Here is a 12,450-nt window from a genome sequence, read left to right as displayed (position 1 = left end):
CCATGCCCATCGACCCAAGGACGCCGGTACTCATCGGCTATGGCCAGGTCAACCAGCATGACGACCACCCAGGCGTCGAGCCCGTCGACCTGATGGTGGCGGCCGCTCGCGCCGCGGCCGACCCCCGGGTGCTCGAGGCAGTCGACTCGATCCGTGTCGTCGACGTGCTGTCCTGGCGCTACCGCGATCCTGGGCTGCTGTTGGCCCAGCGGCTGCGCGCCAAGGACGCCGCGACCCGCTACACCGGGGTCGGCGGCAACGTCCCGCAGACGCTGGTCAACCAGGCGTGCCTGGACATCCAGGCGGGCCGCGCCGATGCGGTGCTGATCGCGGGCGCCGAAACCTGGCGCACCCGAACGAGACTGCGCGCCAGCGGCGCCAAGCCGGAATGGACCAGCCAGGACGAGTCCGTTCCGATGGCCGAGCGTCTCGACGAAGACATGCAGATGGCCGGGCCCGCCGAGCTTCGGATCAAGCTGGACCGACCGGCCTACGTCTATCCAATGTTCGAGCAGGCCCTGCGGATCGCGGCGGGGGAGTCAGCCGATGAGCATCTGCGGCGCATCGGCGCGCTGTGGTCGCAGTTCAGCGGGGTGGCCGCCAAGAATCCGCACGCGTGGAGCCGGGAGCCGCTGGCGCCACACCAGATCTGGCAGCCAAGCCCCCGCAATCGGATGATCAGCTGGCCCTACACCAAGCTGATGAACTCCAACAACATGGTCGACCAGGGCGCGGTGCTCGTGCTCACCTCGGCCGAGAAGGCGACCTACCTGCAAATTCCTTCCGAGCGTTGGGTTTTCCCGTACGCGGGCTCCGATTCGCACGACACGTATGCCATCAGCGAACGGGCCGAGTTCCACCGCTCACCCGCGATCAGGATCGCCGGGCAACGGGCCATGCAGCTGGCAGGCGTCGGCGTAGACGACCTCGACCTGATCGACGTGTACTCGTGTTTCCCCTCTGCGGTGCAGGTGGCCGCCAACGAGCTCGGGCTACCGCTCGGTGACCCCGGCAGGCCGTTGACCGTCACCGGCGGCCTGACGTTCGCGGGCGGCCCGTGGAACAACTACGTCACCCACTCGATCGCCACCATGGCCGAGCGCTTGGTCGCCAACCCCGGCCAGCGCGGACTCGTCACCGCCAACGGCGGATATCTGACCAAGCACAGCTTCGGCATATACGGCACGCAGCCGCCGCGCCACGAATTCCGTTGGGAAGACGTGCAATCCGAGGTCGACCGCGAACCGACGCGCGATGGGCTGGTCGAATGGGCTGGGGTCGGCACGGTCGAGGCGTGGACCACCCCGTTCAGCCGCACCGGCACCGCAGAGAAGGCCTTCCTTGCCGTACGCACACCCGAGGATGCCCGGGTGCTCGCGGTGATCGCAGAGCCTTCGGAGGCCGAAGCGACCATCCGCGACGACATCGCGAGTGCCAAGGTGCAGGTCAATGCCGACGGCACCGCGAGCCTGATCTAAACCAGATCGGCCAGCAAGCCTTCCACGCGCTGTTTCACCACCACGTCGGTGTGTAGGCCGACGATCGCGTGCACGCGGTCGGCCTCGACGGCCTCGATCGCGGCCTGGGCCACGATCGCGGGGCTGATCGCTCCTGCGGGCATTCCGCTGCCGTCGCCCGGTGTCGCGGCGGCATCCGGAGGCACCAGTCGGGCCGAGTTGGCGCCCAGCGGTGTGTCGACGAGGCCGGGGCACAGCACGGTTGCGCCCAAAAGGCTTGACACCGAGCGTAGTTCGGCGTTCAGCGTCTCGGTCAGTCCGACCACCGCGTGCATGGTCGCGGCGTAAGGCGCGAGCATCGGCAGCGCCATCAACCCGCCCGCCGAGGCGGTGTTGAGGAAATGCCCTGACCCCTGTGCGATGAACAGCGGTGCGAACGTACGGATCCCGTTGACGACGCCCATCAGCTTGACGTCGACGAGCCAGCGCCACGTCCCCGGTCGCTGTTCCCATGTCGGTGCCTGTTCGCAGACCACCCCGGCGTTGTTGCAGACGAGGTCGACGCGGCCGAACCGTTCGACCGTCGCATCAGCGAGGGCGTCCAGGGCGGCGTCGACGCTGACGTCTGCCCGCACCCCGGCGGCATGACCTGGCGAACCGGCCAGCGCGTCGACCGCGACGGGAATTGCGTCCTCACGGATGTCGGCGATCATCACGTTCACACCGCGAGCCACCAGCGCTTCAGCAATCGCAAACCCGATGCCGCTGGTTCCGCCGGTCACCACCGCGGTCTGTCCCGCCTCGATTTTCACGGCGCTCCTTCTGGCACGTCGGTGTATTGCGGTGTGAATCCGTCGGCGGAGAAGGTGAATCCCTTGCCGCTCAATTCACTCAGGCAGGACACGCCGGATTCCTGCACATTGCAGCGGAATCCGGCGGCAGCAAGAATTCTGTTGAACGGCAACGCCTTTGCCGGTCCGGACTCCAACGTGAATTCCGGTTGATCCAGTGTGACGAACTGCGGTTCGCCTTGTTCGTCGACGACGATCGCGTTCGTCGAGTCCGGCTCGCCCTCGACCCCAAGGCCGGATTGCCAGCTGCTCGACGCCTGGCAACCTGCCTTGATGCGAGTCAGGATCGCGCAGCGCCACTTACCGCTTGGCGTGGTGAAGTAGTAGCCCGTGATGTCGCCTGCCTGCCCGACGTAGTCGAACGCGTTGACGAGGTGTGCGTTGCTCGGCGCCGGCGACGACGCGACGGGCGCGGCGGCAGTCGGCTCACCCGACGTCTCGGAGGTGTTGACCACGGTCGCACCGGAACAACCGGCGAGCATACCGACCGCGGACAACGCGGCCATGATGTGGCGGATCAAGCGTCTCCCAACGGTTCACGGGACCGGATCAGCGACTTGATGTCGTCAAGCCCTTCCCAGATGTTCACATTCATTCCTGCCAGCACCCGGTCGTCGCCGTCGAGCCAGAACGCGGTGAACTCGCGCCTGGACAGGTCGCCACGGAAGACGACCCTTTCATAGCGCGGCGCGTGGCCGACGTACTCCATGCCGAGGTCGTACTGATCGGTGAAGAAGTAGGGGAGTTCGTCGTAGGACACCTGCTTGCCGAGCATGCCCGCGACGGCGATCGCGGGCTGCTTGAGCGCGTTGGCCCAATGCTCGGTGCGGATGCGGGTGCCGAACAGCGGATGCTCGGCGGCGGCGATGTCGCCGACCGCGAAGATGTCGGGATCGCTGGTGCGCAGCGACGGATCGACGAGTACGCCGCCGTCGGCGACGGCCAGGCCGGCTTGCTCGGCAAGCCCCGTGTTGGGCGCCGCGCCGACCGCGACCAGCACAGTGTCGGCGTCGACGGTGGAGCCGTCGCCGAGCGCGAGCCCGGTCGCCTTGCCACCCGTGGTGGTGATCTCCGAAACCGAGGCGCCGAGGCGGAGGTCGACGCCGTGTTCGCGGTGCAGGTCGGCGAAGACCTCGCCGACTTCGCGGCCGAGGGCGGCCATCAGCGGCAGCTCGGCCATCTCGACGACGGTGACTTTGACGCCGCGGTCGCGGGCGCCTGCGGCGACCTCGAGGCCGATCCAGCCGCCGCCGACGACGGCAAGCGAAGAACCTTCGACCAGTGCGGAATTCAGCGCGTCGGCGTCGTCAAGCGTGCGCAGGTAGTGGACACCGTCGGCGTCGGCGCCGGGGATCGGCGGCCTGCGGGGTTGCGAACCGGTGGCGAGCAGGAGCTTGTCGTAGCGCACGGTAGCGCCGTCGGGACGGGAGACGGTATGACCGGCCGGGTCGATCGCGGTGACCTCGGTGCCCAGCTGCAGTTCGATGTGGTGATCGCGATACCAGGCCGAGGAAGCCGGCGTGAAGTCTGAGACTTGTTTCTTGCCTGCCAGGTATTCCTTGGACAGCGGCGGACGCTCATAGGGCAGGTGCTCTTCGGCGGCGAACAACACCACGTGACCGTCGAAATCGTTGTCGCGCAATGCTTCTGCTGCCTTGGCGCCGGCGAGGCCACCGCCGACGATGGCGAATGTGGACGACGTTGTCATGTCATCCGACCCTACTCGCAGGCCGGTTCAGCCGACACGTGCCGCGAGCAGTTCCTTGAGGGTGCGTGAGTTGCGGATCGCGTGGCCGCCGAGGTCGTTGTTGAAGTAGACGAGCACCCGCCGACCCTCCGAATGCCATTCGGATAGCCGGTCGGCCCACTGCCGCAGCTCGTCGTCGGGGTACGAACCGGAATACATCGAATCCTGCGGCGGTCCGTGCATCCGGACGTACACCAGCGAGCTTGTCGCGCGGGGGACACACCGCAGCCCCGCGCCGCTCATCACCACATATGCGGCGTCGTGACGTTCCAGCAGCGCATAGACGGCCGGATCGTCCCAAGACGGATGCCGCAACTCCATTGCGACGGGAATCCAGTCAGGCATCGCGCTCAAGAAATGATCGAGTCGCTCGTCGTTGCGTTCCATCCCGGGATGCAGTTGAACCAGCAGCGCTTCGCGCCGATCACCGAGCGCGGTCCAGCACCGCTCGAATCGCTCGACCCACGGTTCGGGTGTGCCCAGCCGCCGGTAGTGCGTCAGCCCGCGATGGGCCTTGACCGACATCGTGAAGCCGGCAGGCAACCGCTCCCGCCAACCGGAAAAGGTGGCGTCTTTCGGCCACCGGTAGAAGCTGGCGTTGAGTTCGACGGTGTCGTACTCCTCGACGTAGCGGGCCAGCCTCTTGGCCACCGGCAGCCCGGGCCGATACAGCACATCCGCCCAGTGGTCATAGGACCAGCCTGAGGTGCCGATGCGGATCTCGTTACTTCGGCGGGAGGCTTTTCGCGTAGTCGACACCGCGGCTCACCCAGCCCGCAAGCTGGCGTTTCGTCTTGACACCGTCGATGGATACCCGAATCCAGCCGCGAGTCTCACGCCCCGCCATGATCATCGGTTCGACGTGGTCGCGGGCCACCAGCTTTTCCGTCTCGTCCGGAGGAACGCGCACCATCAGCCCGCCGCGGCCGCTGGCGGCCACCGACATGTTGCCGTTGATCAGGAACGCCAGCCCACCGAACATCCGCTTTTCCTCGACGCCGCGTTCGGCGGCGATGAGCTCACGGATCCGGTAGGCCAGGTCTTCGTCATAGGCCATGGGAGGACGTTAGCGCTCGGCCCCGACATTCGGCGTCCAGCTCAACTTCGGCCCCAGCTTCTCCGCCATATCCGTCACGATCTGGACATAGTCGTCCTCGTCGAACGTGAACGGCAGCGCGAACGCCACCTCGTTGGCACGTTGGAAGCCGGCGTGGTTGTACAGCGTCTCGGCAAGTTCGTCGGACGTGCCGACGTAATCGGGGGAGAACATCATGCCGCGCGGGCCCTGCGGTGACTTTGTGCGTTCGAAGCGGGACGCAGCGTACGCGCGGTACTTCTCGATCTGCGCCGGCGAAGCCGAGTCGGTCGGAATCACGACAAGGCCGTGTGACACGCGTCCCTCTGGATGATGCGCCAGGAACGCATCGATGTGCTCACCCTGAATGGTCGCGAAATCGCGGGACTCGGTGCCTTCGATGCTGACCACCGAACTGGTCATGTAGTTGATGCGCTGCTGGCCGGCCCAGATCGCGGACGACAGCCCGCCGCCGTACCAGACCCGCGAAGCCAGGCCGGATGAATGTGGCTGCACGTTGCGGGTGAATTCTTCGATGCCGACCTTGCCCTCGAAGTCGCTCACGGGGTCGCCGCGAAGGCACTCCAGCAGCCGCAGTACCCGATCCTTCGAAAAGTTCTCCAGCGCATGGGTTTCCGGGTAGAGACTGGTCTTGTAGTGGTCGTAGAGCATGGGCGTGCCAACCGAGACGCCGGGATTGATTCGGCCACCCGACAGGACGTCGACCGTCGCGAGGTCCTCGGCCAGCCGCAGCGGATTCTCCAGACCGAGCGGGATCACCGCCGTGCCCAATTCGATCCGGCTGGTGCGTTGAGTCGCTGCCGCCATGATTGCGACCGGCGACGAGATGCCCGGTTGCAGGTGCCGACACCGCAGCCAGACGCTGTCGAAACCGAGCGCTTCAGCGCGCTCGATCATCGACAGCGTCAGCTCGTGCCCGGGTCCTGGATCGGCCGCATCGAAACGGCCGATCGTCAGGAATCCGAGCTTGCGCAACGGCTTTCCGGGTGCGGGCATCAGGCGGCCACGGTAGCCGGACTGTCCGCAGGCTCAAGCGCCTGCGCGACGATGTCGGCGACGTCGGTCATCGGCTTGACGTCCAGCGACTCGAGGACATCGGCCGGGACCCCTCCATGTTCGGGGTCGAGGTCGGCCTCGTTGCGTTGTGGGATGAAAACCGTTGACAGCCCTGCCCGTTGCGCGGCAAGCAGCTTCTGCTTCACACCACCGATCGGCAGCACGCGGCCGTTCAACGTCACCTCGCCGGTCATGCCGACATCCGAACGCACCTGACGCCCGGTGGCCATCGACACCAGCGCGGTCACCATCGTCACACCTGCCGACGGCCCGTCCTTGGGCACCGCACCCGCAGGCACGTGCACGTGGATCCGGCGGTCCAGCGCCTTGGGGTCGACGCCCAACTGTGCGGCGTGACTGCGGACGTAGGACAGCGCGATCTGCGCCGACTCCTTCATCACGTCGCCCAGTTGACCGGTCAACTGCAGCCCCGGTTCTCCATCGGTGGCGCCGGCCTCGATGTAGAGCACATCGCCGCCGAGGCCCGTCACCGCCAGACCCGTCGCCACACCCGGCACCGCCGTGCGTTCCTCCGATTCCGGCCTGAAGCGCGGACGGCCAAGGTAGCCAACGAGATCCGGCTCATCGATGACGAGGTTGGTCGATCCCTCCGATGCCAGTTTCGTGGTCGCCTTGCGCAGCGCCTTGGCCAGCAACCGCTCGAACTGCCGAACCCCTGGCTCGCGGGTGTAGTCGGCCGCGATCTTGCGCAGCGCATCCTCGGTCACGGTGACCTCGTCGTCAGTCAGTGCGGCCCGCTCCCGCTGCCGGGGCAGCAGGAAGTCGCGCGCGATCGCGACCTTGTCGTCGGCGGTGTAGCCGTCGATCTGGATCAGCTCCATCCGGTCCAGCAGGGCCGACGGGATGTTCTCGATCACATTGGCCGTCGCGAGGAACACGACGTCGGACAGGTCCAGATCCAGCTCCAGGTAGTGGTCGCGGAACGTGTGGTTCTGCGCAGGGTCCAGCACCTCGAGCAGCGCCGCCGACGGGTCGCCCCGGTAGTCGGAGCCGACCTTGTCGATCTCGTCAAGCAGCACAACAGGATTCATCGACCCCGCCTCGCCGATCGCACGCACGATGCGACCGGGCAGCGCGCCGACGTAGGTCCGCCGGTGGCCACGGATCTCGGCCTCGTCGCGAACACCGCCAAGGGCCACGCGAACGAACTTGCGGCCCAACGCTCTTGCGACGCTCTCACCAAGCGACGTCTTGCCGACGCCTGGCGGACCGGCCAGCACCATCACGGCGCCGGAACCGCGGCCGCCGACGACCGCCATGCCGCGCTGTGCGCGACGGGCCCGCACGGCCAGGTATTCGACGATGCGATCCTTGACGTCCTCCAGCCCGTGGTGGTCGGCGTCGAGAATCTCGCGCGCCGACTTCAAGTCGGTCGAGTCCTCGGTGCGCGTGTTCCAGGGCAGGTCCAGCACGGTGTCCAGCCAGGTGCGGATCCAACCGCCCTCCGGACTCTGCTCGCTGGATCGCTCCAGCTTGCCCACCTCGCGCAGCGCGGCTTCGCGGACCTTCTCGGGCAGATCGGCTGCCTCGACGCGGCTCCGGTAGTCATCAGAAGATCCGGCCCCGTCTTCCGATTCCCCGAGTTCCTTGCGGATGGCCGCCAACTGCTGACGCAGCAGGAACTCCTTCTGCGTCTTCTCCATGCCTTCGCGGACGTCTTCGGCGATCTTGTCGTTGACCTCGACCTCGGCCAGGTGGTCGCTGTTCCACTCGATCAGCGCCCGCAACCGCTCGGCCACGTCGGGTGTCTCGAGCAGTTGGCGCTTCTGCACCTGCGTCAGGTACGACGCGTAGCCGGCCGTGTCCGCCAGCGCCGACGGGTCGGTCAGCTGGTTGACGAAGTCGACGATCTGCCACGCCTCCCGCCGCTGCAGGTAGGCCAGCAGCAGCTTCTTGTATTCGGCGGCCAGTGCACGGGTCTCGTCGGTCGCGGCGGGCTCGGTGACTTCGGTCACCTCGACCCACAGGGCAGGCCCCGGACCGTTGGCGCCAGCTCCGATCTGGGCGCGGCTGTTGCCGCGCACCACCGCTGCGATGCCCCCGGCGACCCGGCCGACCTGCACGATCGATGCCAGCACGCCATAGGACGGGTATCGGTCCTCGAGACGCGGGGCGATCAGCAGCTCGCCGGACTCGCTGGCCCGGGCGGCATCGACAGCGGCACGTGCCGCGTCATCGAGCTCGATCGGCACGACCATGCCGGGCAGCACGATCGAGTCGCTCAAGAACAAGACAGGCACGGATTTGGCTTCAGCCATAGCTCCTCCAAAGTTCAGTCAGATCGACTCAACCCTGGACGGCGCTCCTTTGTTCCCATCGCGCGTGCGCGCGGCCCCCGATCGCGAATGTGGCCGCCATCAGCACGCCGATCGTCGCCCAGGAGACGATCGAGGTCACACCGTTCGCGACGTCGACGGAGACCCTGGCGATGATCACCAGCCGCGCCGCGACCTCGATGAGCAGCCCGACGCCCCACATCGCGGACAGCAGAATGTGGACGCGACGGCGATAGGCCTCCGCGCCCGGTTCGTCCGTGCCTTCGTCGTCAGCCGGCCGGAACCGTTCGGCCACCACCTGCGTCAGTGGAGTCCCGATCACGCAGCTGCCGAGAAAGATCAGCCCGCTGATCCCGTTGACCGCCGTGTTGCCCGACAGGATGAGCTTCGGATCGGTGGTGGCCAGTGCCACGGCCAGGCTCAGCCCGAAGGTGAGCACCAGATAGCCGGCGAACGGATCCAGGCGCCGCGCCTTGACGGCGTCGTAGGCGACCTTCAGCCCGGACAGGATCGTGGCCGTCAGCAGTGCGACGTACTCGGATGCCCCTGCAGCGCGCAGGCCGTAATAGCCGATCAGCGGCGGGGCGATATCGAGCGCAATGCCGAGAAACATCGCGCGCCGCCGGGATTCAGTCATCGAGGCCACATTACTGAGATCGGAATAGCGAAGGGATGAGTGAGGTCGTAGCTCACATGACCAAGACCGTCATCGCCATCACCGGGGCCAGTAGCGGCATCGGGGAAGCCACCGCCCGCGTGCTCGCCGCTCGCGGCGCGGCCGTGGTGCTTGGCGCGCGCCGCACCGACCGGCTCGACCGCATCGCCGCCGAACTAGGCGGCGGCGGCGCCGAGGTGGCGACCGCCACGATCGACGTCACCAGACCCGAGGATCTGCAGCGCCTGGTTTCGACCGCGGTGTCGGAGTTCGGCCGCCTCGACGTGTTGGTGGCCAATGCCGGCATCAGTGTCATCGGGCCGACGGCCGACGCGGACCTGGCCGGCTGGTCGTCGATGATCGATGTGAACCTGCGCGGTGTGCTGAACGGAATCGCCGCGGCCATGCCGGTGTTCGTCTCGCAGGGCCGGGGCCATTTCGTGACGATCGTGTCGACCGCGGGCCTGAAGATCACGCCCGACATGGGCGTCTACGCCGGCACCAAGAACGCCGTGCGCACGGTGATGGAGGCGCTGCGGCAGGAGTCGACCGACGGCGCGATCCGGACCACGTCCATCTCACCGGGCTTCGTGCGCACCGAGTTGGACAGCTCGATCACCGACCCCGCGCTGCGGGCCCAGATACGTTCCAGCATGGACACTTTCGGGCTTGCGCCCGACGCCGTGGCCCGAGCGGTCGCGTTCGCCATCGAACAGCCCCACGACGTGGAGATCGGCGACATCACCATCCGCCCGACGGTCCAAGGCTGACGGCGACCCCCGAACGAGCAGGGAGCCTGCCGTTCGGGGGTGACGGCAGGCTCCCTGGTTGTGGGTGGTCGTTACGCGGACGCTTGCGCCCCCAGCACCCGCTGGATGTCCGGCAGCATCTGCTGCACCTGCTGGCCCCAGTAGGCCCAGGTGTGCGTGCCCTGCGACGGGAAGTTGAACACCCCGTTGCTGCCACCGGCCGCGACGTAGTTGTCCCGGAACGTGACGTTGGTCCGCAACGTGAATCCTTCGAGGAACTGCGCGGCCATCAGGTTCTCCGATGAGCTACCCGAGTCGAGATCCGACGGGGTGCCGGTGCCGCAGTAGATCCAGATCCTGGTGTTGTTGGCGACCAGCTGGGCCATGTTGACCATCGGGTCGTTGCGCTTCCACGCCGGGTCGGACGACGGACCCCACATGCTCTCGGCGTTGTAGCCACCGGCGTCGTTCATCGCCAGCCCGATCAGCATCGGCCACCATCCCTCGGAGGGGTTCAGGAAGCCCGACAGCGATGCGGCGTAGATGAACTTCTGCGGGTAGTAGATCGAGTACGTCAGCGCCGTGCTGCCGGCCATCGAGATGCCGACCACCGCGTTGCCGTTCTGCGAAACACCCTTGTTGGCCTCCAGCCACGCCGGGAGCTCCTGGGTCAGGAACGTCTCCCACTTGTAGGTGTAGTCCTGACCGTTGCCCCGCGACGGCTGATACCAGTCCGTATAGAAGCTGGACTGGCCGCCCACCGGCATCACGAGCGACAGACCGGAACCGTTGTACCACTCGAACGCCGGGGTGTTGATGTCCCAGCCGTTGTAGTCGTCCTGGGCGCGCAGACCGTCGAGCAGATACACCGCATGCGTTCCGCCACCCTGGAATTGGACGCGGATGTTGCGGTTCATCGCAGCCGAGAACACATCCAGATATTCGACGGGCAGACCCGGTCGTGAGAACGCATTGGCAGTCGCCGAACCCCCGACGAAGCCGATCAGTCCGGGCAGGATCGCCGCCGCAACGGCACCCACCGCCAGTCGGCGCGACCACTTGGTCCGAAACCTCTCAATTAACTTCATAACGGCAACCAACCCACCTTTCATTACGTGTCACAAAAGCAATTGCCGTCGCTTTCCTGCGTAATGAAACAGGCCGAGGCCGCGTGAGTGGTGGCGCGACACCGTGTTGTGAAGTCGCGGTTGGCTAACGATTCCGACTCGGCGCGGACTCGAGAACAGCCGATTTGGTGTGTGACCTGTGAGAACAGAGTTACAGCTGTGACTCGCCGTCGGCGCTTGGCGCGGCGCGCCCCATCCGGTACAGCTGTGTCACGTGGTGCGGCGTCAGCTCGTCGAGCGACGTCACACCGAGCAGCCGCATCGTGCGGATGACCTGCGCGGAGAGGATTTCGACGGCCCGGTCGACGCCTGCCTCACCGCCTGCCATCAACCCGTACAGATAGGCCCGCCCGACGAGCGTGAACCGCGCGCCGAGCGCGATCGCCGCGACGATGTCCGCGCCCGCCATGATCCCGGTGTCCAGCAAAATCTCCGTGTCGCGTCCGAGCTCCCGGGCGACGGCAGGCAGCAGGTGGAACGGGACCGGCGCGCGGTCGAGTTGGCGACCGCCGTGATTGGACAGCAACACGCCGTCGACACCGAGGTCGACGACAGCGCGGGCGTCGGCCAGGGTCTGAATTCCCTTGACCACCAGCTTGTTCGGCCATTGCGCCTTGATCCACGCCAGATCCTCGAACGTCACCGTCGGGTCGAACATGGTGTCCAGGTACTGCGCGACGGTTCCGGGCCAGCGGTCCAGCGACGCGAACGACAGCGGTTCGGTGGTCAGCAGGTCGAACCACCAGCGTGGCCGCGGCACCGCGTCAAGGATTGTCCGCATCGTCAGAGTCGGAGGAATGGACATGCCGTTTCGGGTGTCCCGCAGCCGCGCGCCCGCTACCGGAACGTCGACCGTCACCAGCAGCGTGTCGAAGCCAGCCGCGGCCGCGCGCTCGACCAAAGCCATCGACCGATCGCGGTCCTTCCACATGTAGAGCTGAAACCAGTTGCGCCCGTGCGGGTTTGCCGCCTTGACGTCTTCGATGGAACAGGTGCCGAGTGTCGAGAGAGAAAACGGAATCCCGGCGCGGGCCGCGGCGTGGGCGCCTGCGATCTCGCCCTCGGTCTGCATCAGCCGGGTGAAGCCCGTCGGCGCTATCCCGAACGGCAACGCGACGTGATCACCGAGCACCGTGCGGCCGGTGTCGACCTTCTCGACGTTTCGCAGAATCGACGGGTGGAACTCGATGTCGCGGAACGCCTGCCGGGCGCGGGCCAGTGACAGCTCGTCTTCGGCGGCGCCGTCGGTGTAGTCGAACGCGGCCTTCGGTGTGCGACGCTTGGCGATTCGGCGCAGGTCCTCGATGGTCAGTGCAGATTGCAGTCGGCGCTTCGTCACATCGAGCTGGGGTCGCCTGAAGCCGATCAGCGGGGCAAGCTCACCCGGTCTTGGCACGCGTCGCTTCATGACGCGG

General features: G+C 66.8%; 12 protein-coding genes. 2 read left to right on the top strand and 10 right to left on the bottom strand.

Going from position 1 to position 12,450, the window contains the following annotated elements:
- Positions 1-2 precede the first annotated feature (2 nt).
- Complete coding sequence (locus J3E61_RS31510) at positions 3-1,478, top strand: acetyl-CoA acetyltransferase (protein ID WP_210086553.1); 1,476 nt, start codon at positions 3-5, stop codon at positions 1,476-1,478.
- Here the strand turns inward: J3E61_RS31510 and J3E61_RS31505 are convergent.
- The 8 genes from J3E61_RS31505 to J3E61_RS31470 are packed head-to-tail and all read right to left on the bottom strand — an operon-like array spanning position 1,475 to position 9,117.
- A complete protein-coding gene (locus J3E61_RS31505) occupies positions 1,475-2,269 on the bottom strand; it encodes an SDR family NAD(P)-dependent oxidoreductase (RefSeq protein ID WP_210086552.1) in 795 nt (264 codons plus the stop codon). The two genes, J3E61_RS31510 and J3E61_RS31505, sit on opposite strands and share 4 nt — an antisense overlap.
- The gene (locus J3E61_RS31500) at positions 2,266-2,814 is read right to left on the bottom strand and encodes a hypothetical protein (RefSeq protein WP_192722676.1); all 549 of its coding nucleotides are present in this window, start codon (positions 2,812-2,814) and stop codon (positions 2,266-2,268) included. The genes J3E61_RS31505 and J3E61_RS31500 overlap by 4 nt, the downstream gene beginning before the upstream one ends.
- An 11-nt stretch (positions 2,815-2,825) precedes the next feature.
- Positions 2,826-4,016, bottom strand: a complete 1,191-nt coding sequence (locus tag J3E61_RS31495) for an FAD-dependent oxidoreductase (protein ID WP_210086551.1) — start codon at positions 4,014-4,016, stop codon at positions 2,826-2,828.
- 27 nt (positions 4,017-4,043) lie between these two features.
- On the bottom strand, positions 4,044-4,814 hold the full coding sequence (locus J3E61_RS31490; RefSeq protein ID WP_192722678.1) for a DUF72 domain-containing protein: 771 nt from the start codon (positions 4,812-4,814) through the stop codon (positions 4,044-4,046).
- Positions 4,780-5,112, bottom strand: coding sequence for a TfoX/Sxy family protein (locus tag J3E61_RS31485; RefSeq protein ID WP_192722679.1), 333 nt, complete (start codon positions 5,110-5,112; stop codon positions 4,780-4,782). The genes J3E61_RS31490 and J3E61_RS31485 overlap by 35 nt, the downstream gene beginning before the upstream one ends.
- A 9-nt stretch (positions 5,113-5,121) precedes the next feature.
- Positions 5,122-6,147 (bottom strand): LLM class flavin-dependent oxidoreductase, encoded by a 1,026-nt coding sequence (locus J3E61_RS31480; protein ID WP_210086550.1) that lies wholly within the window; start codon positions 6,145-6,147, stop codon positions 5,122-5,124.
- Positions 6,147-8,486, bottom strand: coding sequence for an endopeptidase La (gene lon / locus J3E61_RS31475; protein WP_210086549.1), 2,340 nt, complete (start codon positions 8,484-8,486; stop codon positions 6,147-6,149). Before lon ends, J3E61_RS31480 begins: the two co-directional genes overlap by 1 nt.
- A 28-nt stretch (positions 8,487-8,514) precedes the next feature.
- Positions 8,515-9,117, bottom strand: coding sequence for a hypothetical protein (locus J3E61_RS31470; RefSeq protein ID WP_210086767.1), 603 nt, complete (start codon positions 9,115-9,117; stop codon positions 8,515-8,517).
- 80 nt (positions 9,118-9,197) lie between these two features.
- On the opposite strand from J3E61_RS31470, the gene J3E61_RS31465 reads away from it, so the two are divergent.
- Entirely contained in the window at positions 9,198-9,929 is a 732-nt protein-coding gene (locus J3E61_RS31465; protein ID WP_210086548.1) for an SDR family oxidoreductase, read from the top strand.
- Between the two features lie 71 nt (positions 9,930-10,000).
- On the opposite strand, the gene J3E61_RS31460 is transcribed toward J3E61_RS31465, so the two are convergent.
- Together J3E61_RS31460 and J3E61_RS31455 are read right to left on the bottom strand one after the other, a co-directional pair.
- Positions 10,001-10,996: an esterase family protein gene (locus J3E61_RS31460; RefSeq protein ID WP_192722683.1), complete on the bottom strand. Its 996-nt coding sequence runs from the start codon at positions 10,994-10,996 to the stop codon at positions 10,001-10,003.
- A gap of 190 nt (positions 10,997-11,186) precedes the next feature.
- The gene (locus J3E61_RS31455; protein WP_210086547.1) at positions 11,187-12,443 is read right to left on the bottom strand and encodes an alpha-hydroxy-acid oxidizing protein; all 1,257 of its coding nucleotides are present in this window, start codon (positions 12,441-12,443) and stop codon (positions 11,187-11,189) included.
- Between the last annotated feature and the right edge of the window lie 7 nt (positions 12,444-12,450).

It is taken from the genome of Mycobacterium sp. OAE908 (assembly GCF_017872775.1).
GTDB lineage: Bacteria > Actinomycetota > Actinomycetes > Mycobacteriales > Mycobacteriaceae > Mycobacterium.
The sequence above is the reverse complement of the archived record's forward strand: the minus strand, read 5'-3'. Positions and strand labels throughout refer to the sequence as shown.

Coding starts and splice junctions, on each gene's coding strand:
- J3E61_RS31485 (WP_192722679.1), bottom strand. CDS start 5,112: ATGGCCTATGACGAAGACCTGGCCTACCGGATCCGTGAGCTCATCGCC.
- J3E61_RS31510 (WP_210086553.1), top strand. CDS start 3: ATGCCCATCGACCCAAGGACGCCGGTACTCATCGGCTATGGCCAGGTC.
- J3E61_RS31495 (WP_210086551.1), bottom strand. CDS start 4,016: ATGACAACGTCGTCCACATTCGCCATCGTCGGCGGTGGCCTCGCCGGC.
- J3E61_RS31470 (WP_210086767.1), bottom strand. CDS start 9,117: ATGTTTCTCGGCATTGCGCTCGATATCGCCCCGCCGCTGATCGGCTAT.
- lon (WP_210086549.1), bottom strand. CDS start 8,486: ATGGCTGAAGCCAAATCCGTGCCTGTCTTGTTCTTGAGCGACTCGATC.
- J3E61_RS31460 (WP_192722683.1), bottom strand. CDS start 10,996: ATGAAGTTAATTGAGAGGTTTCGGACCAAGTGGTCGCGCCGACTGGCG.
- J3E61_RS31500 (WP_192722676.1), bottom strand. CDS start 2,814: ATGGCCGCGTTGTCCGCGGTCGGTATGCTCGCCGGTTGTTCCGGTGCG.
- J3E61_RS31465 (WP_210086548.1), top strand. CDS start 9,198: ATGACCAAGACCGTCATCGCCATCACCGGGGCCAGTAGCGGCATCGGG.
- J3E61_RS31480 (WP_210086550.1), bottom strand. CDS start 6,147: ATGCCCGCACCCGGAAAGCCGTTGCGCAAGCTCGGATTCCTGACGATC.
- J3E61_RS31455 (WP_210086547.1), bottom strand. CDS start 12,443: ATGAAGCGACGCGTGCCAAGACCGGGTGAGCTTGCCCCGCTGATCGGC.